Source organism: Streptomyces sp. NPDC104381, from assembly GCF_055583745.1.
This window is the reverse complement of record NZ_JBVJNK010000001.1, coordinates 548,967-575,249: the sequence shown is the minus strand read 5'-3', so window position 1 is coordinate 575,249 and position 26,283 is coordinate 548,967. Positions and strand designations below refer to the sequence as shown.

Sequence of the window (26,283 nt, the reverse complement as noted above, 5' to 3'; positions counted from 1 at the left end):
CGCACGGAACCCGCCCGGCCGTGGAGGGCCGGGCGGGAACGTGGGGTGCGGAAGGACCGGCGCCGGCTACGCGGCGAACTCGACCGGGAGGGCGTCCAGACGCGCTTCCCAGGTGGAGGCGGTCGAGGTGAGCTCATCGGCCGGCACGGACAGGCGCAGCCCGGGCAGCCGGTGCAGCAGGGTGTCGACGGCGGTCTCGATGATGGCCTGGCCGATGTTCTGGCCGGGGCACTCGTGCGGACCGCCGCTGAACGCCAGGTGCGACTGGTTGCCGTGTACGGAGACCCCCGAGTCCGGACGGATGTCCGGGTCCAGGTTGCCCGCGGCGAGCCCGAGCACCAGCAGGTCGCCCTCCTTGATCTGCGTACCGCCGAGTTCGAGGTCCGCGGTCGCGAAACGCCCCGGGAGGACCGCCAGCGGCGGGGTGTTCCACATGACCTCCTCGACGACCTCCGAGACGGCCCGCTGGCCGCTGACGAGTCCCGCGAGACGGGAGGCGTCGGTGAGGATCAGCTCCAGCACCCGGGCCAGCAGGTTGCTGGTCGTGGTGTGCGCGGTGATCAGCACCAGACGCAGATGGCTGAGGATCTCGCCCTCGTCGAGTCCGGCGGTGTGCGCGAGCAGCCCGGTGGTGAAGTCGGGGCCGGGTTCGAGGCGCTTGCGCTCGGCGAGCTCCCCGAGGATCTCCATGATGCGGTCGTTGTGCGCGAGCGCGTCGGGACCGCCCTTGATGACCTGGGCGCAGGAGACCGCGAGGCTGCGCCCCTCGGCCGCCGGGAGCCCGAACAGCCTGGTCAGCACCAGCATCGGCAGGTACTCGGCGTACTCGCCCACCAGGTCGGCACTGCCCTTCCCCGCGAACGCGTCGATCTGCTTGTTCGCGAAGTGCGTGACATGGCGCCGGATGCCGCGCCCCGCCAGGCTGTCCAGGTTGTCGGTGACGGCCCGGCGCAGCCGGCGGTGCGGCTCACCGTCCTGGGACACGCAGTCGGGGCGCCAGCCGAGCATCTGGATCAGCGGCGAGGTCTCCTCGACGCCCCCCTCCTGCCAGTCCCGCCAGATGCGCGAGTCCCGGCTGAACTGGAGGGGGTTGTCGAGCACGCGGCGGCTCTCGCGGTAGCCGAGGACCAGCCAGGCGCGGACGTCCCCCTCCAGGAGCACCGGGGCCACGGCTCCGTACTCCTTGCGCAGCCGCCCGTAGATGCCCTGCGGGTCGACCGCCGCGTCCGGCCCGTACAGCCGGGTCAGGTCGTCGGCACCGCCGTGCATGACGGGGCAGCCGCGGGGAGCGCCCGCGTCGTCGGCCGGGTGATCGGTCATCGGGGCTCCAGAGCGACGGCGGAGCGTGCCTTGAGGTGACGTATCAGCGCGATCAGCACATCACGGCTGGAGTTGCGGTCACGGGCGTCGCAGGTCACGACCGGGGTGTGGTCGGGAATGTCCAGGGCGTCGCGGATCTCCTCGACCGGGTGGTCCTTGGAGTCCGGGAACACGTTCAGGGCGATGACGAAGGGCACGTCCTGCCGCTCCATCTCCTCGATGGCCCGGAAGCTGGAGGCCAGCCGGCGGGTGTCCACCAGGACGACCGCTCCGAGGGCGCCCTTGAACAGGCCGTTCCAGAGGAACCAGAACCGCTCCTGGCCCGGGGTCCCGAACAGGTACAGCACCAGCTCCTCGTTGATGCCGATCTTCCCGAAGTCGAGGCTGACGGTGGTCTGCTGCTTGTCCGCCACCCCGATCAGGTCGTCGACGTCCACGCTGGCCTGGGTCAGCGTCTCCTCGGTGGTGAGGGGCTTGATGTCGCTGACCGACCGCACCAGAGTGGTTTTCCCGGTACCGAAACCACCGGCGATCATCACCTTCACCGAGCGGGTGCCGCCTCCGGCGGTCTGCCGGTCGGGATGGTCAAAGCCTTTGAAGTCCACTGAGTACCTCCTCAAGGAGCGCGAGGTCGGGCCCGCGGCCGGCGTCCGACGCCGGGATGGGATCGCGGGCCTCGACGCGGCCTGCGTCCAGCAGATCGGCCAGGAGCACCGCGAGAATGTTGAAGGGCAGTCCGAGGTGGGCGCCGAGTTCGGCCACCGACAACGGATCGCGGCAGCGCCGCAGGATCTCCTCGTGCTCGTGCTGCAGGCCGGGCTCGGCTGCGGCACGGGAGATGATGAGGGTCGCCACGTCCAGGGTCGACGCCGAACCACCCGGTCCGCTGCGCCCCCCGGTGAGGACGTAGTAGCGCTCGAGACCGGGCGGGTCCGTGGGCCGGCGGGGACCACTCATCCAGGCTGCTCCTCCAGGCGCGGACTGGTGCCGAGAAGCTCACCCATCCTCCGCGCCAGGTCCCTCATCTGGTGACCGAGCAGACCCTGGTCGAGCCCTTCCCTGGCGAGCACCCCGAGGTACGTCTCCACACCGGCCCGCACCACGAAGAGGTGGCCGCCGTCGACCTCGATCATCGCCAGACGCAACTGCCCTGCGTACGAGGGGAATTGCTCGGCCACCGGCTGCGCGAGCGCCTGCAGCCCGGCGACCACGGCGGCGAAGCGGTCCACGTCGTCCGGGTCGTCGGCGCCGTAGGAGGTGATGGCCTTCCCGTCGCTGGAGGCCACGAGGGCGAAGCGGATCTCCCGGATGCTCTCCGTCAGATCCCGGAGCGCCCAGCTCACGTCGGTTCCCTGTTGCGTCATGTGGACTAGTCGCTCTCTTCAGTGCGGTTGGACTCGCGGCCGGCAGTCGTCTCGCGGGCGCCCGGGGCGGCGTCCGCGTCGGTACCCCCTGGTGGACCGCTCTCACGCCCCGCCGTGGCGAAGGCGGCGAGACCGGCGAAGGACGCGTCCGGCGGCACGGCGGCCATGGACTCCGCGGTCCGGTCGGCGGCCGGCCGGGCGGTGGGCGCGTCGGCCCGCCTGCTCCTGCGCCGCGGCAGGCCGCCCGGCGTGGTGTCCATGGTGTCGATCGCTTCGGTGCTTTCCACGGGCGCGACGGCCACGACCGGCTCGGGGACCGGCACGGCCCTCTCCACAGCGGGCCTGGCCGGCTCGGTGACGGGGGCGGGCAGATGGCTGAAGTACTTGTGGGGAACCACCACGACCACGGAGGTGCCGAGCCACGGCGAGTCCGCGAAGGTGACGCGGATGCCGTAGCGGCGCGCCAGGGCTCCGACCACCCGCAGGCCCAGGTTGGCGTCCTCCGAGATACCGCCGAGGCCGGGGCCCTTCGCGGTGCCCGCGATGGACTGCTCCGCCTCGCGCTTGCGCTCGTCGGTCAGGCCCTTGCCCGCGTCCTGGATCTCGATGCCGACGCCGTTGGGCACCTCCTTGCCGGAGACGACCACGGGCTCGGTGGGCGGCGAGTAGCGTGCCGCGTTGTCGAGGAGGTGGGCGAAGATCAGCGTGAGGTGGTCCACCAGACCGCCGTCGACGCCGAGTTCGGGCAGGTGACGGACCTGGATGCGGTTGAAGTCCTTGATCCGCCCGATGCCGCCGCGGACCACGCTGAGCAGCCGCTGCGGTTCCTGCCACTGGCGTCCCGGCCGGTCGGAACCGCCGAGTACGCCGATGCTGGCCGCGAGACAGTCGGCGGGGCCGATCTCCTGGTCCAGCTCCATGAGGCCCTGGGCGACCGCGGGCAGCCGCCCGTGCTCGCCCTGCATCTCGTGCAGCCGGCCGCGCAGCCGGCCCGTCAGTACGTGGATCCGGCTGCCGATGCCGACCACGGCCTGCTCGGCCGATGTGGAGCGGTTGAGCTCCTCCTCCACGGAGAGCAGCGCGGTCCGCAGGACCTTGCGCAGCGCGGCGCGCAGCTCCGGGCTCGCGTCGCCCTCCTGGCCCGCCTCGGCCAGGATGTCGTCGATGGCCTCGCCGTCGCGCAGCCTCTCGACCGCCTCGGGCAGGTAGCTGTCGCCGAGCCTGACCACGACCTCCTGCTGGAGCGCGATCCGCTCCGCCGTCACGCGGGCCCGGTCGGCGATGCCGGCCTCGTACGCCTGCGTGTGCTCGGCGAGCCGGGCCTCGAAGAGGGCTGCCTGCTCACCGAGTTGGGCTTCCAGGGCGGAGCGCTCGGCGGCGAATCTCTGCTCCCGGCCGCGCACCTCCGCGTACCGCTGCTGGGACTGCTCGGCCTGGGCCGCGCGGAAGTCGTCGTTCGCACGGCGGAGCTGGGACCGGGACCGGACGAGGAGCCGCACACAGGCGGCGCCGGCGACGGTGACCGCGGCACCCGCGAACGTCGCGGGTATCTGGACCTGATCAGGTCCCGCCACTGCGGTGGCGACGGTTCCCGCTCCTAAGGCCAGGGGCATCAGCCACCAGCCGTACCAGGCGACCGGAGCGCGTGCCGCCGGGGGTGGAGTGGCAAGTTCCATCTGCATCCTTCGAGAGCAACACAATCGAACAGGAGGTCGCGGGGCGCCGCGCACGCCGAGCGGGCAGCGCTGCGGCGGCCGGTTGAGTTCGAGTCAACTCGCCGCGCCGCAAGGGAGCCTATCGGGTCAGAGGCAGAAGTGATCAACTCCCCTCCGCATATGACAGGTACGTGATCGGGTCTGGCCGGAACCTTCCGGTCTCCGGAACGGCAGCGCGGTGCGGCAGACCGCGTGGGAGGTCTGCCGCACCGCGTGTACGACCAGGAGTTCAGCCCCTGGAGGCCGCCCCGGAGAGCTCCCGTTCCTCCGCGTCCGCGTCGAAGCCGACCGGTTCCCAGCGCTTCACCAGGAGCGCGATCAGGCCGAGAACGGGGGCGGCGAGGATGACCCAGTAGACGTGGGTGCCCAGACCGCTGCTGAGGATGGGGAAGAAGAACAGCGTCAGCGTGGAACCGAGGCGCAGCACGGCCTGGTTGAAGCCGATGCTGACGCCGCGCATCGACGTCGGGAAGCCCAGCGAGGCGTAGCTCATGATGTGCGCGCCGGGCCCGAATCCCTGGGCGAACATGAACGCGCCCAGCATCAGGATCCCGCCCGTCACGAAGGCCGTCCCCGACGGGTCCCCGATGAGCCCGAGCACCGTGATGGCGACGAACTGGATCGCGAAGCCCAGCGTCATCATCGGCCAGGCGCCCCGGGTCGACGCCCAGCGGATGCCGAGAAGGCCGCCGGTCAGGGCGAAGACGAGGTTCAGCGCGAAGGAGGACGCGATCGTGGTCAGCGGGCCCTGGGTCATCAGCGTGGCGATGATGATCGGCAGTCCGAACGCGACCGCGTTGTAGCCGAAGGTCTCGGCCACGCCGACCGTCACCGACTGGACCGTGCGGGCCCGGTAGGGCGGGGTGAAGAGCCGGGCGTACGCGGCGAGGCCGGGGCGGGGCGGACGGGGCGCCGTGGCGGGCACGTCGTCGGCGACCCGGGCGTCCACGCCGTAGGACTGCCGGAGGATCTTCGCGGCGCTCTCCAGGTCCCCCTGGTCGGCGGCCCAGGTCGGGGACTCGTTCATGTAGCGGCGGCGCAGCAGCAGCACGATCACCGCGGGCACCGCGCCGAAGCCGACGGTGAACCGCCACAGCCAGCCCAGGTGGGCGTCGGGCAGGGCGAAGTACAGCAGCATGATGACCAGGTAGCAGCCGCTGGTCGCGGTGTACCAGGCGGGCGACCAGGCGGCCGTGCGCGAGCCCTTGCTGCCCTTGCCGCGCAGCCGGGAGAACTCGGCGAGGAACGCGATGGCGACCGGGATGTCCATGCCGACGCCGATGCCCATCACGAAGCGCGCGGCGATGAGCGTCCACACGTCCTGCGCCAGCGCGCACACCAGCGCGGTGACGACGAAGAAGAGCATGTTGGCCATGAAGACCCGGTAGCGGCCGATCCGGTCCACCAGCCACCCCCCGACGAGGGCGCCGATGAGTGAACCGACGCTGATCGAGGCGGTGACCGTACCGGCCATGGCGGAGCTGAGGCCGAACTGCCGGGTGATGTCGGGCAGCCCGTAGGCGAGGGAACTCAGGTCGTAGGCGTCGAGGAAGATGCCGCCGAGCGCGATGACCACGATCATCTTCGCGTGGCTGCCACGCGCCGTACCCGAATTGACCAGGTCGGAGACGTCGGCCGCGGAGCGGATCAGAACCGTGCCCGGGGCCGTCGCCGGGGAGGTGCCGGCGGGGAGGGGGGAGGTGGAACTCACGAGCGCCTTCTGGTGTGCTGCGGGGACTGGGGGGACCGTGGACGGTGGGGAACGTCCCGACGGATCGTAGACACCAAGCGGAATGTGTTCTTCAGCTTGTCCGCATGATGGTCACGATGTGGCCGGGATCACGGGCATGGTGGGCGCTGCGGCCGGTGGGAGGGTTCCTGCGGGCCGCTCCGCCCGGGACTGTGGGAGCTTCCGCGCGTTCATCAGGCACGCGGGGTGGCGGAATCAAGGGTGCCGGGTTGTCCGGTGCACCGTCCGGATGATGATGTGGCACGGTGACCGACCACGAGGGAACGGCGGATGTCCGACCGTTGACGCTGGCCTGGGTGTGCCGGCACCTGGAGGCCGGCGAACGGGTCGTCGGCACCGAGGCGCTGCACGGTGGCATCACCGCCGAGATGCGCAGGCTGACCATCGGCACGCCGGACGGCGGCACCCGTGATCTGGTGCTACGGAGCATCGTCGACCCCTTCTACGCGGGGCACGCCGAGGACTCGATGGGCAGGGAGCCGGGCGCCCTGACCCTGCTCGAAGGGACCGGCGTGCCGGCTCCTCGACTGGTCGCGGTTGATCCGACCGCCGCGCACTGCGAGTATCCGTCGCTCCTCATGATGCATCTTCCGGGCCGGACAGTCCTCGACGACGAGGGAGTGGAGACGCGCGTCCCGCTGCTGGCACGCCAGCTCGTGGCGATCCACGCGCTGCGACCCGCCGAGCGGCCCCCGGCGTACGTGGCGCTGACGACCGCCGACACCGTCGTCGTTCCGCAGGGATCCGACGCGGCGGCATGGGCCGAGGCGATCGACATGATCCGCAAGCCCGCGCCGCCCTACGAGGGGCGATTCCTGCACCGGGACTTCCAACCCGGCAACGTGCTGTTCGACGTGCCGCCCGCAGACCCGGCAGGTGCCCGGCTCACCGGCGTCGTCGACTGGGCGGCGACCTCCTGGGGCCCGGCCGATCTCGATGTCGCGCACTGTGCCACCGGTCTCGCGCTGCTGCACGGTCCGGCATGGGGTCTGCGGTTCGCCGAGGCGTACGAGGAGGCCGGCGGGACACTGGCCGCGGCCCCGGACGAGCGGCTGTACTGGCAGGTGCGGGACGCTCTGGCCTGCTCGGAGGAGCTGCACCTGGTGTCGCGGCCGTGGCGTGAGGCGGGCAGGACGGAGCTGACGAGGCGAGCCGTGGAGGAGCGGCTGGATGCCTATGTCACCGCCCTGATGGACACGCGGGGCTGAGCCCGGGCGGCCCGGGGTTCGGCCCCGGCCTCATCGTTCACCGCTCGATCAAGTGAGGAATCGAGCAGACGCCGAGGAATCACGCCGACGTTGTACCGATCCCCCCGGCCGGAAGCGAGCTTCTCCACCCGACATCCCCACGGTCGCACCCTTGACCTGCGCAAACGTGCAGGGATTGCGCTTCCGTGGCTACTTTGATGACTACGCAACAAGACGTCCCCCTCCGGATCGGCTCCGGACGGGGACGTCATAGCTCCTGCGATCAGACGGTCTGCTCGATCCGTTCGAAGATGTCCGCGTCCGTCTCCTGCTGCCAGGCCGGCAGGTCGGACCAGTCGGCAACATATCCGGGCTTCGGGTCCTCGAAGTGCCTGAACATCTGGGCGGTCCAGCAGATCGCGACGAACCGGCCCTTCTGCTCGCGGGTGAGCCGGGTCGCATGTCCGCCACTGACCTCGATGAAGCCGCGCACCTGCCCGTACACAGCGGCGGCCGCTTCGCGCTCCCACTCCGGCGTCTCGTCCCACGGCGTGACGTAGCCGGGCTTCGGCTCGCCGGGGTAGTACTTGTTCACACCGTCGATCCACGCCTCGCGGAAGATCCGGCCGTCATTCATGCGCGTGCCCCTCTCATCATGCGGTGCGCGGAAGCGCCGCGATTCGGTGATCAAGAGTCGAGACTCGGTCTTCGGACATGAGCGGGGCAAGACGTCCTCGGAGCCCGTCCAGCTTCTTGCCGATGAATCCCGAATTCGACCGGTCGGCCAGCCCGAGTGCTTGCTCTGTGTAGTGCACGATCTGGTCGATGTCCCGCCTGTGCGCCCCGAGCACGGCGAGGTCGCTCAGAACAGCGGCGCGGCGGCGCAGGGACAGAGGCTGGGCAAGGGCTGCGGTGAGTGCTTCCTCGGCGAGATCAGCACGGCCCAGTTGGAGGTAGCAGGCTCCCCTCTCCTCAGCCAGGCGGGAGCCGTCGAAGCGGAGCCAGCCGCCGTTGTGGGAGCAGGCGCCGTCGAGGGTGTGCACTTTCTCGGCCTCGTCCAGAGCCCGGTTGCACGCGTCGAAGTCGCCCACGGCCGCGTATGCCTGCGCCTGGACGGCCGCGACCCAGTGACGGGTGGGGAGAGTGTCGTCGCCCTTCCGGGCGATGCGGAAAGCTGCCGCGAGCAGCGGTTGGGCAGCGTGCGCACGGCGCGCGTACAGCTCGACGTACGCATGGCGGGTCATGGCACAGGCCCACAGGTCGTGGTCGCCACCGGCGTAGGCCGCGTTGGCGGCCAGCGTGTAGCACTGTGCGGCGTCGGTGTACCGGTTGGCGTCGAAGAACAGCTCACCGACGAGTTGATAGAGGTCGGCCGTCATCCGACACAGCCGGGACCGGTCCACAGCGGTACGGGTCTCGGTCAGCCCCTTCGCCATCACATCGAGCTGCGCCCGCACGGCGGGGAAGACGACCTGCTTGGAGTCCGACAGTGCGTAGACCCGCCAGAGGCTGCGATGCAGGGCACCCCCCGTCTCCAGAAGCGTCGACGCCGCACGCCCTCGGGCTGCCTCACCGGAATCGGGCAGAGCGACCAAGGCGCCCGTAACGGCGAGCAGACCCAGGACTTCGCGGCGCTTCATGTCGTCATCATCACCATGGAGGAGGGGTGGAGCGGCGGAGGGCCCGGCTGCCCCGGCCGGCTGTTCGTCGGAGAGAAGGGATTCCAGCTCGGGGAGGGTCACTCCCAACAACCCTGCGATATTCGGTCGTTGATGAGGGCGCGGGATGGCACGACCGCTCTCCCAACGGACCACGGTGGACGCGGCAACCGAGAGCGCTTCTGCGAATTCCTCCTGAGAGTAACCCCGGGCCGCGCGCCGTTTCGCGAAGTGCTTACGCCTCGACGTCATAGGTCTCCCCTCACGAGAACCCTTTCACGCACTCATACCCGCCATGGGCCAACGCCCGGGAAACGCCCGAGTATCGCGCGAGGTTCGCTCTGGGAGAAGGTAACGGATCGTCGTTCACTGGTCACACACCGCTCCGAGGCCGAAGGGTCCTTCCGGCGGCTCCCCTCGGAAAGGAGTAACCGCGTGACAATCTCCGGACTGCCCCGCAGAAAACCTGCCGCCGGTGGCCGTACGTACGCGCCGCCGGAGCCCCCGCCGGGCGCCCCGAGTCGGGCTCTGCGGGTACGGGCGGCCGGCGGTTGGGAGAGGTTCATGCGCCGCGCCGAGGCCCAGCAGGAGCCGGAGGAATGAACTCGGTCGGCTCCGACGGCTACGAGCATCACCCACTCCTGGGCGCGTACGTCCACGACATCGCCTCACGTGGAGAGGGCGTGCTGGTCGCGGTCACACACGAGCTCCACAGCCACGGCACGGTCCGCATCGCTCACATCCGACCCGCGTCCGGAGTCGAGTGGACGACCGCGGCCGACAACATCCAGGCCGCTCGCCTCTGAGCCTCTGCCGCAGACAGCCGTCCGCCCCTGACGCAGGCGGTTTCCCGCACCACACTCAACCCAAGGAATCTCATGAGCATCTCTGTCACACTCTCCTCCCCCGCGCGGCCGTGGGGCGCGAGCCGACTCGCGCCCTACCCGACGGTCATCCGCCGACCCCACGCCACGGTCGCCATCGACCCCACGACGCAGCTCGGAGTTTTCCGCAACCGCGTCGGGCAGGTGGTCGAGATGGGCAAGCACGGCACCAGCTCCGGTACCGAGACCTCCACGACGACGAACTCGGACTCCAAGAACGACCAGGGCCACGACCAGGACAGCAATCAGGACTGATGGCTGTGACCGAGAAGAGGCAGGTTCTGGTGGCCACCGAGGCGGACGACATCACTGCCGACATGGTGATCACCGAACTCAACCGGCGCGATGTGCCGGTGGTCCGGTTCAATCCCGCCGACATCGGCGAGGGCCTCACGGTCTCGGCTCGGTTCGGCACGTGCCCGGCCCCGGTGGTCGGGCACGTGCGCACCCCGTCGCGAACCGCTGATGTGACTCAGATCCTGTCGGTGTACTGGCGCCGGCCGGAATGGCCCACGTTTCCCCACCTGTCGGCTGACGACTCCCGGTTCGCGGCCGCGCAGGTCCGCTACGGACTCGGTGGCACGCTTTACGCGCTGGGCGGCCCGCTCTGGGTCAACCACCCCCTGCGCGTTGCCGCAGCCGACTACAAACCGGCGCAGCTCGCTCTCGCTCAGCAACTCGGCTTCACCATCCCACCCACCCTCGTCACCAACGACCCGGCCGAGGCACGCGAGTTCGTCCACGCACAGGGGCGGGCAATCTTCAAGACGCTGCGGTGGACCCCCTGCACACGTGACGGCGTGCCGGTGACCGGCTGGGCGGACCCGGTCACCGCCGACGAGATCGAAGACAGCGTCCGGTTCGCCCCCCACCTGTTCCAGGCCCGTGTGAACAAGGTCGCCGATGTCCGCGTGCTGATCGTCGGCCGTCATACGTTCGCCGTACGCATCGCCTCCGACCTTTTGGACTGGCGCAAGGACTACAGCGCCTTGGCCTACACCGTGGAGCGCCTTCCCGACCGGGTGGCCAGGGGGCTGCATACCTACCTGGACCGACTGGATCTGGTGTCGGGAAGCTTCGACCTCGCGGTGGACCGCGCGGGGGACTACTGGTGGCTGGAACTGAATCCCAATGGGCAGTGGGGGTGGCTGGAGACCGAGACCGGTCTCCCGATGTCCACCGCCTTCGCCGACCTGCTCACACAGGGAGACCGCCGATGACCGACCCGGCATCCGAGCGACGCCGCATGGCGGCCGTGCTCATGAACCAAGGTGCCCTGAGATCCCCCTGGCTGCGTGAGGCCGTCGAGGCCGTCTCCCGTGAGCAGTTCCTCCGCCCGGGAGTCTTTCTGGACGAGGGCCGGACCTGGCGGCCCGTCACCGCCGCCGACACGGCCCCGGACGAGTGGCTGAGGATCGCATACGGCATCGACACCCTCACCACCCAGCTCGACGGCCACCTCACCGCCGACCAGGCCGACGCACCCGTCGCGGGTGTGCCCACGTCCTCCTCGACCGACCCGGCCACCGTGGTCGGCATGATCGAGACCCTGGACCTCGCAACGGGCCACCGGGTCCTGGAGATCGGCACAGGCACCGGCTACTCCACAGCCCTGATGTGCCACTACCTCGGCGAGGACGGCGTCACCACGGTCGAGGTCGACGCACAGGTGGCCGCACGCGCCGATGCCGCTCTCGAAGTCGCAGGCTTCTCGACGTGGACCGTGACGGGCGACGGGCTCCTGGGCCACCCGTACCGGGCACCGTACGACCGGGTCATCGCCACCTGCGCGGTCCGCCGCATCCCGTACGCATGGATCAGGCAGACGAGACCCGGAGGCGTTGTTCTCGGCACGGTCGGCTCGTGGCCGTGGGGAACCGGCCTGGCGAAACTGGCCGTCGGCGATGACGGCACCGCCGAGGGTTCGATCGTCGGGCGCTCCTCCTTCATGCAGGCGCGGGCCCAGGCAGTGGCGCCCGTAGCCGGCGATCTCTCCGCCCGGACCACTTATGCGGACAGTGAGCGGCGCACTCAGGTGTCTCCTCTTGTCCTGGAGGAGTGGATGCCCGCCTTCCTGGCGCAGTTGGCGGCGCCCGGCGCCCAGTTCGTCCGCGCGACGGACGGTGACGGCTCGCCCCTGCGGTACCTGTTCGATCCGGAGAGGGAGTCGTTCGCCGAGTTCCTCCTCGACGACGAGAACTGGACCGTCCGCCAGGGCGGCCCGGTGGCCCTGTGGGACGATGTGGAACGTTCCCTCGTCGCCTGGCAGGGCGCCGGGGCTCCGGGGATCGGCTCCGTACGGCTGCGCGTGACGCCGGCGTCCCACCTGTACCGGATCGGCCAGGCCCCCTCCCTGTGCTGGGAGCACCGGATCGCCTGATCCACCACGCTCCGGACATGGACGACGAACCGCTCCCCCACCCGACGCCCCGATTCCACGCGAAAAGGCTTCTGTGCTGCGATATCGCAGCACAGAAGCCTGAGCGGCAGACGAGTCGGGCTGTACGCCGGGTTCTGTCGCCCGGTCGCCTCGCGGCGGCCGGGGAGACGGCCATCCATCTAGGACCGGCATTGCTGCCGGTCTCGTGCGGTCTACCCGCGAACTCGGGCGGGCAGCCCTCGGACGTTCGCGCAGGAGCACCGGGGTGCTCCCTCTTGACCTTGCTCCGGGTGGGGTTTACCTAGCCGCCTGAGTCGCCTCAGGCGCTGGTGGTCTCTTACACCACCGTTTCACCCTTACCGGGGGCCGAAGTCCCCGGCGGTCTGTTTTCTGTGGCACTGTCCCGCGGGTCACCCCGGGTGGCCGTTAGCCATCACCCTGCCCTGTGGAGCCCGGACGTTCCTCGGGAGGATCCGGGGATCCTCACGCGGCCGTCCGCCCGGCTCGTCTGCCGTGGTGACCATGCTACCCGGCGGCTCAGGGGGTGAAGGCCGCGATACCCGCCTCCCAGGCGGCCGAGAGGTCGGCGCCCGGCGGGAAGCGGCCGTTCAGCTCCAGGACCAGCATGCCGTGGGCGAAGGCCCAGGCCGCCCGGGCCCGGTCCTCGTCGCCCCCGGCGGCCCGGAGCAGCGGGGCCGCGGCGGCGGCCGCGGATCCCCCCGCGGTGAGCGGACGGCCCATGGTGAGGAGGTAGAGGTGGGGGTGGGCCAGGGCGTAGGCCCGGTAGGCGGTGGCGAGCGCGGAGAAGGAGCCCGGGGCCGCCGCCTCGGCGGCCGCCAGGACCCCGGAGGTCTCCCTGAGCATCTCGTCGGCCAGCGCCTCCACCACGGAGGACTTGTCCGGGAAGTGCTTGTACAGGGACGGAGCCGTGACGCCCACCCGGTCCGCCAGCCGGCGCATGGTGAGCGCCTCGGGGCCCTCCGCCTCCAGCAAGGCGCGGGCGGCGGCGACGATCTGCCGGGGCCGGCCGGTCGCGGGTGCGGTGGCGAGGTCAGTCACGCGGGAGACCTTCCCTGGTACGGAGACGCTACGCGTTCCGTAGCCGAATACGTGATCGTACGAGATGCGGACAAGCCGGTCGCCGGGGGCTGACCTGCGAGATTCACGCGGGTGCGAACAGCACCTCCGAGGAGCCCGGGTCGGCCCGGGTGAGCCGGGCCCGCAGCCGTTCGCCCAGGGGCAGCGGGGTGGAGGACTCGATCCGGGCGACGATCGCGGGGTCCTCGATGTGGACGGTGCCGACGCCTGGTTCACCGTCCTTGACGTCGATCACGTATCCGTCGAAGACCTCGCCGACCCGGTCCCCGAGCAGCGCCGCCTCGACGAGGTCGACGCACGCGCGCTCCACCGTGTTGGCGCGGCGGGTGCCCTCGGCCATCTCCCCGGGCAGGCCGGGCAGCGCCCGGAGCACCCACTCCGGGGGCTCCCGCTCGGCGGTCGCGGCGAGGCAGAGCTCGGCGGAGTACCGGTCGACGAGGCGGCGCAGCGGGGCGGTGCAGTGCGTGTAGAGCTCGGCGACGGCGGCGTGCACGGCGGGGACGGGGAGGTCTCCGTGCGTGAACTCGCTGTAGCCCGCGCCGCGCAGGAGCGTGGTGCACTCCTGGAGGAACGCCGCGTGACTGCTCCTCGCCGGGTCGAGCGAGCGCACCACCTCGGCGTACGGGACGTGGTGCGGCCAGTCGATGTGCAGGGCCTCGGCGGAGCGTCGGAGCCGGGCGACCGCGCCGTCGGGGGCGACGGGCAGCGTACGGAGGATCCCGGTGCCGGATTCCCGCATGAGTGCGGCGGCGGCCATGCCGGTGAGCAGGGAGATCTGGGCGTTCCAGCTCTCGACGCGCACGGGCGCGCGGTAGTCGAGGCCGTAGGCGCCGTCCCGCGCGACGATCTCCTGCTCGGGTACGTCGAGCGAGATGCCGCCCCGGGCTATCTCCTGCTGTCGGCGCAGCAGGCCGATGACCTTGAGCAGGGCGAGGGGTTCCTCGGCGGTTCCGGCGTCGATCTGCCGCTGGACGCCCTCGTGGTCGAGCTTGGCGCGGCTGCGTACGAGGGCGCGGCGCACCTCGGCGGCGACCGTACGGCCCTCCGGGTCGAGGTCGATCCGCCAGAGGGCGGCGGGCCGGGTCTCGCCGGGGAGGAGGCTGCCGGCTCCCTCGGAGAGCACCGGGGGGTGGAGCGGGATCCTGCCGTCGGGGAAGTACAGGGTGGTCACGCGGCGGTGGGCCTCATCGTCCAGCGCGCCGCCGGGGCGGACGAAGGCGGCGACGTCGGCGATGGCGTAGAGGACGCGGAAGCCGTGCGGGCGCCGCTCCAGGTGCATCGCCTGGTCCAGGTCCGTGGAGGACGGCGGGTCGATGGTGAAGAACGGCAGGTCCGTGGCGTCCAGGTGGCCGGAGACGTCCGGGGCCCTCACCGCCTCCGCCGCCTCGGCGAGGACGGCGGGCGGGAAGCCCGTGGGCAGGCCGAGCTCGGTGCGCAGGGCGTGGAGGGCCGACCGCAGCGGGGTTCCGTCCGCGCCGGTCAGGTGCAGGTGGCGGCGGGGCATGCCATCGAGCGTAGGCCGGGGCGGTGCGGTCGGCATCCCGGTCTCCGGGGCTCCGGCCGGGCCGGCGCCCGTACCCTTGGCGGGGGCTCCCACGTGCGCGGGGCCCTGTGCCGCGTATGAAGGAGAACGCCCGTGCTCGTGCTGTTGCCGCCCTCCGAAGGTAAGGCCGCCTCGGGGCGCGGGGCACCGCTGAAGCCGGAGTCCCTGTCCCTGCCGGGCCTCGCCGACGCCCGGGCCGCGGTCCTCGACGAGCTGGTCGAGCTGTGCGTGGCGGACGAGGAGAAGGCCCGTGAGGTGCTGGGCCTGAGCGAGGGGCTGCGCGGCGAGGTCGCGAAGAACGCGGAGCTGCGGACGGCCGGGACCCGGCCCGCCGGGGAGATCTACACCGGGGTGCTGTACGACGCGCTCGGCCTGGCCACGCTGGACACGGCGGCCAGGCGGCGGGCCGGGCAGTCGCTGCTGGTCTTCTCCGGGCTGTGGGGCGCGGTGCGGGTGGGCGACCGGATTCCGTCGTACCGCTGCTCGATGGGCGTGAAGCTGCCGGGCCTGGGCGCGCTGAACGCGCACTGGCGCGCGCCGATGGCGTCGGTCATGCCGGAGGCGGCCGGGGAGGGGCTGGTCCTGGACCTGCGTTCGTCCGCGTACGCCGGGGCGTGGAAGCCCTCGGGTGAGGTCGCGGAGCGGACGGCGAGCGTGCGGGTGCTCCAGTCCCGGATGGTCGACGGGGTGGAGAAGCGGTCCGTGGTCAGCCACTTCAACAAGGCGACGAAGGGCCGGATGGTCCGCGATCTGCTGGTGGCGGGGGCCCGGCCGAAGGGGCCGGCCGAGCTGGTGGAGGTGCTGCGGGACCTCGGTCACGTCGTGGAGGCGAAGGCGCCGGAGCGGGCGGGGCGGCCGTGGGCGCTCGACGTGGTGGTCACCGAGATCCACTGAGCCCGCCCGGGGCGTTGCAGCATACGCAACGCGCGTTGCGCGGAGTGCGGTTCTCGCGGCAGGATGAGTCCATGACCTCCTCCGTGCCCGCCGCCGTGTCCACCTCCGTGCTGGACCTCGCCCCCGTCGTCCCCGTCGTCGTGCTGGAGGACGCGGCCGACGCGGTGCCGCTGGCCCGCGCGCTCGTCGCGGGCGGGCTCCCCGCCATCGAGGTCACCCTGCGGACGGCCGCCGCCCTCGACGCGATCCGGGCGATCGCCGCGGAGGTCCCGGACGCCGTGGTCGGCGCCGGCACGGTGATCTCCCCGGCGCATGTGACCGCGACCGTCGCGGCGGGGGCGCGCTTCCTGGTCAGCCCCGGCTGGACGGACGCCCTGCTGGACGCGATGAAGGCGTCGGGCGTGCCGTTCCTGCCGGGCGTCTCCACGACGTCCGAGGTCGTGGCGCTGCTGGAGCGCGGGGTCACGGAGATGAAGTTCTTCCCCGCCGAGGCCGCCGGCGGCACCGCCTACCTCAAGGCCCTGGCCTCCCCGCTCCCCCAGGCACGGTTCTGCCCGACGGGCGGCGTCTCGCTCGCCTCCGCGCCGTCGTACCTGGCGCTGCCCAACGTCGGCTGTGTGGGCGGCAGCTGGATGGTGCCCGGCGACGCGGTCGCGGCGAAGGACTGGGCCCGCGTGGAGCGGCTGGCCGCGGAGGCGTCGGCGCTGGTCCGCTAACGCAGGTGCGAGGTGTCGTTGAGGAGCCTCAGCGAGGGGTTCCCGTCCGCGTAGTACGCCACCGTCGAGATGGACGCGGGCGACAGCTCCATGCGGAACAGCGACTCCGGCGGGGCCCCCAGCGCGAGCCGGACCAGGGTCTTGATCGGGGTGACGTGCGTGACCAGGAGGGCCGTGCGGCCCGCGTAACGGGCGATCAGCCGGTCACGCGCCGCGGACACCCGCTCCGCCACCTCGGCGAAGCTCTCGCCGCCACCGGTGGGCGCCGCGTCGGGGGACGCCAGCCAGGCGGTGAGGTCGGCGCCGTGGCGCTCCCTGACCTCTCCGAAGGTGAGCCCCTCCCAGACCCCGAAGTCCGTCTCGCGCAGGCCCTCCTCGATACGGACCTCCAGGCCGAGCCGGGCCGCCACGGCCTCCGCCGTCTCCCGGCAGCGGCGCAGCGGGGAGCTCACGATCTCCTGGACCGTGCCCCGGGCGGCGAACGCCTCCGCCGCGCAGGCGGCCTGGTGACGGCCGGTCTCCGAGAGCGCGGGGTCGCTGCCGCCACTGCCCGAGAACCGCTTCTCGGGGGTGAGCGCCGTCTCGCCGTGCCGGAGCAGGATGAAGGTGGCGGGCGCGCCCAGGTCGGGTGCGCTCCCCCAGCCGACCTGCGGGGTCGCGGAGGCGCTCTGCGGGGCGGCGGCCTCCGTGGGGCGGGCGGCCGCCATGGCGGCACGGACCTTCGCCGCGCCCGCCGCCGCGTCACCGGGCGGCCCCGACCGGGGCGGCGCGTCCGGGACGACGAGGGTGCGCGGCGTGTCCTGGTCGGCCGTCGAGGCCGCCGGGTCCCACTGCCCGCCCCGCTTGCCCGCGTCCATCGCCTCGTTGGCGAGCCGGTCGGCGTGCTTGTTCTCGGCGCGCGGGATCCACTCGTACGTGACCGAGGAGCCGGGCAGGACGCGTGCGGCCTCCTCGGCGAGCGGCTTCATGCCGGGGTGCTTGATCTTCCAGCGGCCCGACATCTGTTCGACCACCAGCTTGGAGTCCATCCGGACACGGACCTGTACGTCCGTGTCCGGGAAGAGCTCCTTCACCGCCGTCAGCCCGGCGATCAGACCCTTGTACTCGGCGACGTTGTTCGTCGCGACGCCGATGTACTCGGCGGTCTCGGCGAGCGTCTGTCCATCGGCCGGATCGATGACGACCGCGCCGTAGCCCGCGGGTCCCGGGTTGCCCCGGGAGCCCCCGTCGGCCTCGACGACCAGCTGGCGGGGAGCGGACATTACAGGCCCGACTCCGAGGTGCGGACGAGGATGCGGTGGCAGTTCTCGCAGCGCAGCACCGCGTCGGGGGACGCGGCCTTCACGTCGTTGACCTCGGTGATGTTCAGCTCCAGGCGGCAGCCCTCGCAGCGGCGCTGGTAGAGCCGCGCGGCGCCGACGCCGCCCTGCTGGGCGCGGAGCTTGTCGTACAGCTTGAGCAGGTCGGCGGGGACGGCGCCCGCGACGACCTCGCGGTCCTTGGCCACGGTGGCGGCCTCGGCGTCGAGCTCCTGGGAGGCGGCGTCCCTGCGGGCGGTCGCGTCGTCGACCTTGGCCTGCACGGCGCTGACGCGCTCGGTCAGTTCGGCGACGCGCTCCTGGGCGGACTCGCGGCGCTCCATGATCTCGAGGACGACGTCCTCCAGGTCACCCTGGCGCTTGGCCAGCGAGGTGATCTCGCGCTGGAGGTTCTCCAGGTCCTTCGGCGAGGAGACCGCGCCGGAGTCGAGCCGCTGCTGGTCGCGGACGGCGCGCTGGCGCACCTGGTCGACGTCCTGCTCCGCCTTGGTCTGCTCGCGGGTGGTGTCGCTCTCCTCGGTCTGCGAGGCGACGAGGAGATCGCGCAGCTGCGCGAGGTCGCTGCCCAGCGAGTCGAGCTCGGCGTGCTCGGGAAGCGAGGTGCGCCTGTGGGTGAGCTGCGACAGACGTACGTCGAGTGCCTGGACTTCGAGGAGTCGGATCTGGTCGGCGGGCGCGGCGTTCAGTTGGGGGCTCCAGAAGAGTGGTGGGTGGTCCAGGGGTCGGTGACCTGCTTCGAGACGTGGACCCGCAGGTCCCATCCGTGGCGGTCGGAAAGTGCGTCGAGCTGCGCGGCGGCCTGCTCGCACCAGGGCCATTCGGTGGCCCAGTGTGCGGCATCGACGAGGCCGAGCGGCGAGTGCTGGACGGCCTCGGAGGCCGGGTGGTGGCGCAGGTCGGCGGTGAGGAAGGCGTCCACGCCGGAGGCGCGCACCGCGTCGAAGAGGCTGTCGCCGGAGCCGCCGCTCACCGCGACCCGGCGCACGACGGCGTCGGGGTCGCCGGCCAGCCTGACGCCCTGCGCGGTGGCGGGGAGCCGGGCGGCGGCGCGGGCGGCGAAGTCGCGGAGGGTCTCGGGGTGGTCGAGCTCGCAGATCCGGCCGAGCCCGCGACGTCCCGCGTCGTCGGTGGGGTCCGGCACGAGGGGGCCGGTGACCCGCAGGTCCAGGGCGCCCGCGAGGGCGTCGGAGACCCCGGGATCGGCGGTGTCGGCGTTGGTGTGCGCGACGTGCAGGGCGATGTCGTGCTTGATGAGCCCGTGGACGACCCGGCCCTTGAAGGTGGTGGCCGCGACCGTGGTCGTACCGCGCAGATAGAGCGGGTGGTGGGTCACGATCAGCTGGGCGCCGAGGGTGCGGGCCTCGTCGGCGACCTGCTGGACGGGGTCGACGGCGAAGAGGACCCGGTCGATCTCCGCTCCGGGGTCGCCGCAGACCGTGCCGACGGCGTCCCATCCTTCGGCCCGCTCGGGGGGCCAGAGGGCGTCGAGCTCGGCGATGACTTCAGACAGACGGGGCACGGAGGAAAGGCTACCTGTCCGCCGTGCCCCGGCGCCCCTGGCCGCCGGGGCCCGTGCGAGGGGACCGGCGGCCGGTACGAATCGTTACCCGGTCCGTACCCGGGTGGTCACGTGACGAGGTCGGCCCGGAGGTCGTCGAGGACCAGGTTCGCGGAGGTGACCCCGAGACCCAGGTACCAGGTCTCGTCCGGCACGTCCTTGGCCTGGCCGGCCTTCACCGCGGCGAGGTTCTTCCACAGCGGGTTGGCGCGGGCGGTGTCGCGCTTCGTGGCCTTCGCGTCGCCGTAGACGCCGGTGAAGATCCAGTCGGCGTCGGCCTGGTCCATGTTCTCGGGGCTGATCTCCGCGGCGAGGTCGTCGATCTGCTGGTTCTTCGGCCGCGGCAGGCCCACGTCCTGGAGGATCGTGCCGATGAAGGAGGCCTTGGCGTAGAGCCGGATCTTGTCCGGCATGTAGCGGACCATGGAGACGGTCGGCTTGTCCGGGCCGATGTCGGTGCCGAGCTTCCGCGCCTTGGCCTCGTAGGCCGCGAGCTCGGACTCCGCCTTCGCGGTCCTGTCGAGCGCGGCGGCGTTCAGGAGGTAGTTCTCCTTCCAGGTGAAGCCGGGGCGGATGGAGAAGACGGTCGGCGCGATCTTCGAGAGCTCGTCGTACATGTCCGCCGCGCGCAGCTGGCTGCCGAGGATCAGGTCCGGCTTCAGGCCTGCGATCGCCTCCAGGTTGAGGCTGTTGATCGTCCCGACGCTCACCGGGTCGCCGGCGTCCTTCTTCAGGTACGAGGGGATGGCGGCGTCGCCCTCGGAGGGGGCGTAGCCGACGGGCTTCACACCGAGCGAGACGACGTTGTCGAACTCGCCGACGTCCAGCACGATCACGCGCTCGGGCGCGGATTCGAGCGTCGTGGTGCCCATGGCGTGGGTGAGCGTACGGGGGAACTCGCCGGCCTCGGCGTCGGTCCCGTACGCCGCGGTCTTCTTCGCCGCGTCCGCGAAGTCCTTGCCGCCGGTGGCGACCGCCGCCTTCTTGTCACCGCCCGAGCCGCTCCCGGACGTGTCGGCGGAGTCGTCGCCTCCGCAGGCCGAGAGGGCGAGGGCGGCCGCGACCGCGAGACCGATCGCGGCGGTGCCGCGGCGTCTGAAGGACATGTTCTGCTCCCGTTCGGGACGTGCACAGGAAATTTTCTTAGGGAAGGCTCACCTTATTTCACAGGGAATCAACAGCACAGCCACCCCCCACTCCGCAGGCGAATCAGGACATCGGCACCCTTATGTGTGAAGTGGCAGGGCTCGTGTTGTCCGGTGGGGAGTGCGAAACCTAGCTTCGGTTGCCGGAGGTGACCGGACCATGACTGCCTGTGCCATCGAGGACATGACCGCCGGAGTCGCGGGGACCGCTGCGGCGGCCGGATCCGCGCCCGGAACGGCGGAGCCGGACGGGCCGGAGGAGCCGGTGCAACCGCCCGCCGCGGGTGCGTCGGCCGGGGACCCGGACACGGCCGGGGAGGGCGCGGCCGACGCGGCCCCTGCGGAGACGGCCCCGGCGGAGACGGCGGCCGGGCCGGGCGGCGATACGGGCGACGGACCGGGCGGCGATCCGGTCGGCGGTCCCCGCGGGACGGTGGCCCCGCGCGACGCCGTGACCCCGGGAGCACCGGGTGCCCCGGATGCACCGTCCGCGCCGCCGGAGGCCCCCGCGCGCACGGACGAGGCGCCTCTCCCCCCGCCCCCGTCACGCCTCGTGCCGCCCGCGCTCACCCTCGGCGCCGACCACACGTACGCGGCGCGGCTCACCCCGGCCGGGGAGGCGACCGGCCCCGGTTGGTTCCCCGAGCGCTGGACGCTGGACGGCCCCGAGCCGTACGCCGTGCCCCTCCCCCTGGACCGGCCGGAGGAGGCCGCCTCCGACGTACTGCCGCTCTCGGACGGGCGGGTGCTGATCCGGCGGGAGGTGGCGGCCGGCCGGCACACCTTCTCGCTGCTCTACCCGACGGGCCCCGGCACGGGTGAGGTCCCGCTGGGCGCCCTCGACTGCGCGGGGCTCACGCTCCTGCCCCCGTCACCGGACGGCATGAGCGCCTACGCCCTGCTCCCGGGCGAACGCTCCACCGCCGTATGGCTGGTGGCGGGCGGCGCGTTCGGCCCCGAGCAGGTCGCCGATGTCCCGGGCCGCTGTTCGGGCGGTGCCTGGCTGGACCGCGAGGGCCGGCTGCTCGCCCTGGACCGCCAGATGCCGGGCGGCGGCCCCGTGAAGGCCGTCGTCGTGGACCTGGGGCGCGGCGGCGAGGTGAGCCCGCTGCTGCAGATCGCGCCCGAGAGCAACGACCGGCTGCTGCTGGCCGACGCCGACAGCGGGCTCCTGCTGGTCCGTTCGGACGCGCCCGGCCACGACCGGCTGGGCTGGGGCGTGCTCGGCAGCTGCCTCCCCGTGCGGTTCCCGGAGTGCCTGCGCGCGCCGGACGAGACTCTGACGCCGTTCGCCGTGCAGCCCGGGCAGATGCTGATGCCGGAGAGCTGCGCCGTGGCGCTGCGGATCGACGGGGCCGGGGGCAGCTGGGTGGGGCTGTGGCGTCCGGCGGGGCGCCGGCTGCACCAGGTCGCGGCGCCCGGCGGATGGCTCGCCGGGTCCGGCTTCTGGACCCGGGAGGGGGTGCTCCATCTGCCGTACGCGCAGGAGGACGCGCCCTGCGCCGTGGCGTTGATGGAGGCTCCGGCGGACGACCCCCACCCGGCGGTCACGACCGGAACGAACGCGTCCGGGGCGACGCCCCCGCGCGGGATCTGTACGCCCGTGCCCCTGGGGCAGGCGCCTCTCACCGGGCGCACCGCACCTGGATAAACTCGGCCCGGGGGGCTACGCAGCCGTTCCGCGCGGACGCCTACGGTGACCGTGCCGGGGGGCGGCGGGGCCGCGACACACACGTAAGCGATTTGCGACGGGGAGACTTCCCACATGTCTGAAGCCCGAACCGACACGACCCAGACGCGTCCGCCGGAGGCGGACGCGGAACGGGCCGAAGCCGGCGGCTACGGAAAGCACCGAGGAGGCGCATCCGCGGAGAGCGTGACCGCGCAGCCGCACGGCCGTCACCGGCGTCCCTCCGAAGGGGGTGGCAGCGCGGCGGCCTGAGCCGCTCCGTACGACACGAGGGTCGTCGCAGCCGTCCGGCAGCGGCGGCCCTCGGCCGTGCGGCGGCCGCGTCCGCTCCCGACGGCGCGCGCACCCGGGACATTTGTCATCGCGGAGTCCGTACGCACGCCCCTGCCGTGGGATCCGCCCGGTCCGTAGCGTCATCGGCATGACACGGACGACGGGGATCAAGGGGAACGGACCGGCGGTGGAGTTCACCGCGGCGGTCAAGACGTTCGGCCGGGCGGGGAGCACCGTCCGCGCGGTCGACGGGATGGATCTCACGGTCGGGCGGGGCGAGACCGTGGCGCTGCTGGGCCGCAACGGCGCGGGGAAGTCCACGGCCATCAGCCTGCTGCTGGGCCTGAACGACCCCGACTCGGGCACGGTGCGCCTCCTCGGCCGCGCCCCCGACCGGGCGGTCCGCGCCGGGCTGGCCGGGGCGATGCTCCAGGACGGGCGTCCGATCCCCCGGGTGACGGTGGGTGAGCTGGTCCGCTTCGTCGCGGCCCTCTACCCGCGCCCGCTGCCCGTGGCCGAGGCGCTCGCCCTCGCGGGGGTGGCGGAGTACGCGGACCGGCGCGTCGACAAGCTGTCCGGCGGCCAGGTCCAGCGCGTCCGGTTCGCCGTCGCGCTGGCGGGCGATCCCGAACTGGTCGTGCTGGACGAGCCGACGGCCGCTCTGGACGTGGAGGCGAGGCGCGCGTTCTGGGCATCGATCCGGTCCTTCGCCGAGCGCGGCAGGACCGTCCTGTTCTCCACGCACCATCTGGAGGAGGCCGACGGGAACGCCGACCGGATCGTCGTCCTGCACCGGGGCCGGGTCGTCGCGGACGGCAGCGGCGAGGCGATCAAGCGCTCGGCGGGCGGCGGGCTGGTCTCGTTCGACCTGGCGGGCCGTTCCACCGCCGGACTGGAGTCGCTCCCCGGTGTCGTGGGCGTCGAGGTGCGCGGGGGCCGGGCCCTGCTGCGTACGGACGACTCGGACGCGACCGTCGTCGAGCTGGCACGGATCGGGGCGGTACGCGGGCTCCAGGTCGGCAGGGCCACCCTGGAGGACGCGTTCCTCTCGCTCACCGAACCCACCACAGACGCAGCAGCGACCGCCGACCAGGTGAAGGAGGTCGCGTGATGTTCCCGTACATCGCACTGGAGATCCGGCGGACCCTGCGTGACCCGGCGTTCCTCGTCTTCGGGACGGGCATGCCGCTGATGATGTACCTGCTCTTCACCAATGTCGGCGGGAGCGGTTCCTACGACGAGTGGAAGGCCGTGTCGATGGTCGGCATGGCGGCGTACGGGGCGCTCGGCTCCGCCATGGCGATCGGGACGGGCATCGCGTCGGACAAGTCCCTGGGCTGGCTCCAGCAGTTGAGGATCACACCGCTGGACCCGTGGCGGGCGGTGACCGGCCGCGCGATCAGCAGTTCGGTGACGGTCCTGCCGACCGTCCTGGCCATCCTGCTGGCCGGGGGGCTCGTCAACGGCGTACGGCTGGCGGCCTGGCAGTGGGGAGCGCTGGTGCTGCTGCTGTGGGCCGGCGCGCTGCCGTTCACCCTGCTCGGCATCGGCAACGGGTACCGGCTCACCCCGCAGGGCACCGGTGTGGTCAACGTGGCCTGTCTGATGGGCTTCGCGCTCGTCGGCGGGCTGTGGTTCCCGCTGGACGTCTTCCCCGGGTGGCTGCGCGGCATCGGCGGGTACACCCCGGCCCACGGGTTCGCCGACCTGGGCTGGTCGACGATCGCCGGGCACGCCCCGGGGGCCGGGTCCGTGGCCGTACTGGGCGGGTGGCTGCTGCTGTTCGGCGGCTACGCCGTGATGTCCTACCGTCGGTCGGCGAGGACCGTGTGAGCGGAGTGAGCGTGTCCAGGAAGACGAAGAAGAGGAACAGGCGGCCCGGCCCGCCCGGCCCGTACGCGCTGCTGCCCGTGCTGCTGATGGGGCTCGGCGCGTTCTCCAACCTCCTCCAGGGCGAGACGTCGAACCCGTGGGTCGGCGGTCTCGGGCTGCTGGCCTTCAACTCCCTCTACGTCTCGGTGGTGTTCCGGGGCTTCGACCGGAGGAAGCGGGAGAGCGTCACGTCGTACGTGCTGCTGGCCGCGATGGGCGCCCTCACCTTCGGTCTCGCGATGGGGTACGGCGGCAACTGGCTGCTGTTCTTCCCGTTGTTCTCGCTGGCCTGCGGGACGATCCTGCGCGGCCGGCGGCTGGGGGCCGGCCTGATCGTCCTGGCCGGGTGCGCGTGCGCGGTGGCCGTGTGGCGCGGCGACCACGTCTCGGAGCCGTGGACCATCGGCTACGGCACCTTCATCTCCGGGGGTGTGACCGCCGCGATCCTCACCCTGTCCGAGACGGTGATGGAGCTGCGCGCGACCCGGGAGGAGCTGGCCCGCAGCGCCGTCGAGCAGGAGCGGCTGCGCTTCTCGCGCGACCTGCACGATCTGCTCGGCCACACCCTGTCGGTCGTCGTGGTGAAGTCGGAGGCGGCACGCAGGCTCGCTCCGCTCGACATCGACGCGGCGCTCGGCCAGGTCTCCGACATCGAGTCCGTGGGCCGCCAGGCGCTGACCGAGATCCGTGAGGCGGTGACGGGCTACCGCGAGGGGAGCCTGGCCACCGAGCTGGACCGGGCCGGGCCGGTGCTGAGCGCGGCCGGGATCGAGGCGGTCGTCCACCGCTCGGGGCCGCCGCCGGCCCCGGAGACCGACGCGCTGCTGGGCTGGGTCGCCCGGGAGGCCGTCACCAACGCCGTACGCCACAGTGGCGCGACCCGCTGTGTCTTCGTGCTCGGCTCCACACCCGAACGGGTCAGGCTGACGGTGACGGACGACGGCAGCGGGCCCGGCCCGGAGCAGCCTGCGGGCACGGTCGGCGGTACGGGGCTGAAGGGGCTGTCCGAGCGGCTGGCCGCCGCGGGCGGCTCCCTGGAGTCGGGCCCCGGCCCGGACGGCGGCTTCGTCGTGACCGCGGAACTGCCGGCCTGGCCGGGGGACGGCGCGCGCGGGCGGGCCTGCGGCTGAGGGGCGGCCCACCGGGCGGGTGGCGCCGCCGGGCCTCCGTGAGAGTCCTCCGCGAGGGCCGTGCACGGCCTAAGGGCTGTCCCGTATGCCCTCCGGGGATGACGGGACAGCCCTTAATCTGAGCCCGTGAACGAGATGCCGCAGGACCGCCGGCCCACGGGTCCGGTACGCATCCTGCTCGCTGAGGACCAGGGAATGATGCGCAGCGCCCTCGCCCTGCTGCTGGGGATGGAGCCGGACTTCGAGGTGGTCGCCCAGGTGGCCGCCGGGGACCGGATCGTGGACGAGGCGGTCGCCTCCCGCCCGGACGTGGCGCTGCTGGACATCGAGCTCCCGGGCCGCAGCGGCCTGGACGCGGCCGCCGACCTGCGCACGGAGGTGCCGGACTGCCGGGTGCTGATCCTGACGACGTTCGGCAGGCCGGGCTATCTGCGGCGCGCCATGGAGGCCGGTGCGTCCGGTTTCCTGGTGAAGGACGGGCCGGTCGGTGACCTGGCGAAGGCGATCCGGCAGGTGCTGGGCGGCGAGACCGTGATCGATCCGGCGCTGGCCGCCGCCGCGCTGGGCGCGGGCCCGAGCCCGCTGACCCCACGGGAGCGGGACGCGCTCAACGCGTCCGTGGACGGGGCGACGGTCGCCGACATCGCCACCAAGCTGAGCCTGTCGGAGTCGACGGTCCGGAACTACCTCTCCTCGGCGATCGGCAAGACCGGCACCCGTAACCGCATGGAGGCGATGCGCGCGGCACGCCGGCAGGGCTGGCTCTGACGCCGGGGGGCGGTCCGCG

Annotated in this window: 27 protein-coding genes, 1 other RNA gene and 1 pseudogene; 13 read left to right on the top strand and 16 right to left on the bottom strand. The window is 72.3% G+C overall.

What is annotated here, in order from left to right:
- Positions 1-66: 66 nt before the first annotated feature.
- The 6 genes from ACZ607_RS02565 to ACZ607_RS02540 all read right to left on the bottom strand — a co-directional run bounded on the left by ACZ607_RS02565 (position 67) and on the right by ACZ607_RS02540 (position 6,110).
- The gene (locus ACZ607_RS02565) at positions 67-1,320 is read right to left on the bottom strand and encodes a cytochrome P450 (RefSeq protein ID WP_469730949.1); all 1,254 of its coding nucleotides are present in this window, start codon (positions 1,318-1,320) and stop codon (positions 67-69) included.
- Positions 1,317-1,925: a GTP-binding protein gene (locus ACZ607_RS02560; RefSeq protein ID WP_469730947.1), complete on the bottom strand. Its 609-nt coding sequence runs from the start codon at positions 1,923-1,925 to the stop codon at positions 1,317-1,319. The genes ACZ607_RS02565 and ACZ607_RS02560 overlap by 4 nt, the downstream gene beginning before the upstream one ends.
- Positions 1,906-2,277, bottom strand: coding sequence for a DUF742 domain-containing protein (locus ACZ607_RS02555; RefSeq protein ID WP_203185867.1), 372 nt, complete (start codon positions 2,275-2,277; stop codon positions 1,906-1,908). Before ACZ607_RS02555 ends, ACZ607_RS02560 begins: the two co-directional genes overlap by 20 nt.
- Positions 2,274-2,684, bottom strand: coding sequence for a roadblock/LC7 domain-containing protein (locus tag ACZ607_RS02550; protein WP_469730944.1), 411 nt, complete (start codon positions 2,682-2,684; stop codon positions 2,274-2,276). Before ACZ607_RS02550 ends, ACZ607_RS02555 begins: the two co-directional genes overlap by 4 nt.
- A 5-nt stretch (positions 2,685-2,689) precedes the next feature.
- Positions 2,690-4,360, bottom strand: coding sequence for a sensor histidine kinase (locus tag ACZ607_RS02545; RefSeq protein ID WP_469730943.1), 1,671 nt, complete (start codon positions 4,358-4,360; stop codon positions 2,690-2,692).
- Between the two features lie 268 nt (positions 4,361-4,628).
- Entirely contained in the window at positions 4,629-6,110 is a 1,482-nt protein-coding gene (locus tag ACZ607_RS02540) for an MFS transporter (RefSeq protein WP_469730941.1), read from the bottom strand.
- Between the two features lie 284 nt (positions 6,111-6,394).
- On the opposite strand from ACZ607_RS02540, the gene ACZ607_RS02535 reads away from it, so the two are divergent.
- Positions 6,395-7,357, top strand: coding sequence for a phosphotransferase family protein (locus tag ACZ607_RS02535; protein ID WP_469730940.1), 963 nt, complete (start codon positions 6,395-6,397; stop codon positions 7,355-7,357).
- Between the two features lie 262 nt (positions 7,358-7,619).
- Here ACZ607_RS02535 and ACZ607_RS02530 read toward each other — a convergent pair whose 3' ends face one another.
- From ACZ607_RS02530 to ACZ607_RS02520, 3 genes and pseudogenes are all read right to left on the bottom strand, one after another.
- The gene (locus tag ACZ607_RS02530) at positions 7,620-7,973 is read right to left on the bottom strand and encodes a hypothetical protein (protein ID WP_469730938.1); all 354 of its coding nucleotides are present in this window, start codon (positions 7,971-7,973) and stop codon (positions 7,620-7,622) included.
- 16 nt (positions 7,974-7,989) lie between these two features.
- Positions 7,990-8,976: a transcriptional regulator gene (locus tag ACZ607_RS02525; protein WP_469731837.1), complete on the bottom strand. Its 987-nt coding sequence runs from the start codon at positions 8,974-8,976 to the stop codon at positions 7,990-7,992.
- Positions 8,977-9,063: 87 nt separating this feature from the next.
- Positions 9,064-9,246 (bottom strand): annotated as a pseudogene (locus ACZ607_RS02520) (helix-turn-helix domain-containing protein); the annotation flags it as partial.
- 183 nt (positions 9,247-9,429) lie between these two features.
- Here ACZ607_RS02520 and ACZ607_RS02515 point away from each other — a divergent pair.
- From ACZ607_RS02515 to tgmC, 5 genes are all read left to right on the top strand, one after another.
- Positions 9,430-9,597: a hypothetical protein gene (locus ACZ607_RS02515; RefSeq protein WP_469730936.1), complete on the top strand. Its 168-nt coding sequence runs from the start codon at positions 9,430-9,432 to the stop codon at positions 9,595-9,597.
- Positions 9,594-9,800 (top strand): hypothetical protein, encoded by a 207-nt coding sequence (locus ACZ607_RS02510; RefSeq protein ID WP_469730934.1) that lies wholly within the window; start codon positions 9,594-9,596, stop codon positions 9,798-9,800. The genes ACZ607_RS02515 and ACZ607_RS02510 overlap by 4 nt, the downstream gene beginning before the upstream one ends.
- Before the next feature lie 72 nt (positions 9,801-9,872).
- Positions 9,873-10,133, top strand: a complete 261-nt coding sequence (tgmA, locus tag ACZ607_RS02505; protein WP_469730933.1) for a putative ATP-grasp-modified RiPP — start codon at positions 9,873-9,875, stop codon at positions 10,131-10,133.
- A complete protein-coding gene (tgmB, locus tag ACZ607_RS02500) occupies positions 10,133-11,098 on the top strand; it encodes an ATP-grasp ribosomal peptide maturase (protein WP_469730931.1) in 966 nt (321 codons plus the stop codon). Before tgmA ends, tgmB begins: the two co-directional genes overlap by 1 nt.
- Positions 11,095-12,258: an ATP-grasp peptide maturase system methyltransferase gene (gene tgmC, locus ACZ607_RS02495; RefSeq protein WP_469730929.1), complete on the top strand. Its 1,164-nt coding sequence runs from the start codon at positions 11,095-11,097 to the stop codon at positions 12,256-12,258. The genes tgmB and tgmC overlap by 4 nt, the downstream gene beginning before the upstream one ends.
- A 107-nt stretch (positions 12,259-12,365) precedes the next feature.
- Here tgmC and rnpB read toward each other — a convergent pair.
- The 3 genes from rnpB to ACZ607_RS02480 form a co-directional block, all read right to left on the bottom strand.
- Positions 12,366-12,765: RNase P RNA component class A (gene rnpB, locus ACZ607_RS02490), an RNA gene on the bottom strand.
- A 30-nt stretch (positions 12,766-12,795) separates the two neighbouring features.
- Positions 12,796-13,317 carry a TetR/AcrR family transcriptional regulator gene (locus ACZ607_RS02485; RefSeq protein ID WP_469730928.1) on the bottom strand — a complete coding sequence of 174 codons (522 nt, stop codon included), beginning with the start codon at positions 13,315-13,317 and terminating at the stop codon, positions 12,796-12,798.
- 103 nt (positions 13,318-13,420) lie between these two features.
- Positions 13,421-14,860: an RNB domain-containing ribonuclease gene (locus tag ACZ607_RS02480; protein ID WP_469730926.1), complete on the bottom strand. Its 1,440-nt coding sequence runs from the start codon at positions 14,858-14,860 to the stop codon at positions 13,421-13,423.
- 132 nt (positions 14,861-14,992) lie between these two features.
- On the opposite strand from ACZ607_RS02480, the gene yaaA reads away from it, so the two are divergent.
- Together yaaA and eda are read left to right on the top strand one after the other, a co-directional pair.
- Entirely contained in the window at positions 14,993-15,793 is an 801-nt protein-coding gene (gene yaaA / locus ACZ607_RS02475) for a peroxide stress protein YaaA (protein ID WP_469730925.1), read from the top strand.
- Between the two features lie 71 nt (positions 15,794-15,864).
- Entirely contained in the window at positions 15,865-16,509 is a 645-nt protein-coding gene (gene eda / locus ACZ607_RS02470; RefSeq protein ID WP_469730923.1) for a bifunctional 4-hydroxy-2-oxoglutarate aldolase/2-dehydro-3-deoxy-phosphogluconate aldolase, read from the top strand.
- Here the strand turns inward: eda and ACZ607_RS02465 are convergent.
- The 4 genes from ACZ607_RS02465 to ACZ607_RS02450 all read right to left on the bottom strand — a co-directional run bounded on the left by ACZ607_RS02465 (position 16,506) and on the right by ACZ607_RS02450 (position 20,492).
- On the bottom strand, positions 16,506-17,771 hold the full coding sequence (locus ACZ607_RS02465; RefSeq protein ID WP_469730921.1) for a bifunctional RNase H/acid phosphatase: 1,266 nt from the start codon (positions 17,769-17,771) through the stop codon (positions 16,506-16,508). The genes eda and ACZ607_RS02465 overlap by 4 nt on opposite strands.
- Positions 17,771-18,514, bottom strand: coding sequence for a zinc ribbon domain-containing protein (locus tag ACZ607_RS02460; RefSeq protein WP_469731835.1), 744 nt, complete (start codon positions 18,512-18,514; stop codon positions 17,771-17,773). Before ACZ607_RS02460 ends, ACZ607_RS02465 begins: the two co-directional genes overlap by 1 nt.
- Complete coding sequence (locus ACZ607_RS02455; protein WP_469730919.1) at positions 18,511-19,347, bottom strand: Nif3-like dinuclear metal center hexameric protein; 837 nt, start codon at positions 19,345-19,347, stop codon at positions 18,511-18,513. Before ACZ607_RS02455 ends, ACZ607_RS02460 begins: the two co-directional genes overlap by 4 nt.
- A 107-nt stretch (positions 19,348-19,454) precedes the next feature.
- Positions 19,455-20,492: an ABC transporter substrate-binding protein gene (locus ACZ607_RS02450; RefSeq protein ID WP_469730918.1), complete on the bottom strand. Its 1,038-nt coding sequence runs from the start codon at positions 20,490-20,492 to the stop codon at positions 19,455-19,457.
- Between the two features lie 199 nt (positions 20,493-20,691).
- On the opposite strand from ACZ607_RS02450, the gene ACZ607_RS02445 reads away from it, so the two are divergent.
- From ACZ607_RS02445 to ACZ607_RS02425, 5 genes are all read left to right on the top strand, one after another.
- A complete protein-coding gene (locus ACZ607_RS02445; RefSeq protein WP_469730916.1) occupies positions 20,692-22,182 on the top strand; it encodes a hypothetical protein in 1,491 nt (496 codons plus the stop codon).
- Positions 22,183-22,642: 460 nt separating this feature from the next.
- Positions 22,643-23,605: an ABC transporter ATP-binding protein gene (locus ACZ607_RS02440; protein ID WP_469730914.1), complete on the top strand. Its 963-nt coding sequence runs from the start codon at positions 22,643-22,645 to the stop codon at positions 23,603-23,605.
- The gene (locus ACZ607_RS02435; RefSeq protein ID WP_469731834.1) at positions 23,605-24,327 is read left to right on the top strand and encodes an ABC transporter permease; all 723 of its coding nucleotides are present in this window, start codon (positions 23,605-23,607) and stop codon (positions 24,325-24,327) included. Before ACZ607_RS02440 ends, ACZ607_RS02435 begins: the two co-directional genes overlap by 1 nt.
- A gap of 11 nt (positions 24,328-24,338) precedes the next feature.
- Positions 24,339-25,496 (top strand): sensor histidine kinase, encoded by a 1,158-nt coding sequence (locus ACZ607_RS02430; RefSeq protein ID WP_469730912.1) that lies wholly within the window; start codon positions 24,339-24,341, stop codon positions 25,494-25,496.
- 135 nt (positions 25,497-25,631) lie between these two features.
- Complete coding sequence (locus tag ACZ607_RS02425; RefSeq protein WP_469731832.1) at positions 25,632-26,264, top strand: response regulator; 633 nt, start codon at positions 25,632-25,634, stop codon at positions 26,262-26,264.
- Positions 26,265-26,283: the final 19 nt, after the last annotated feature.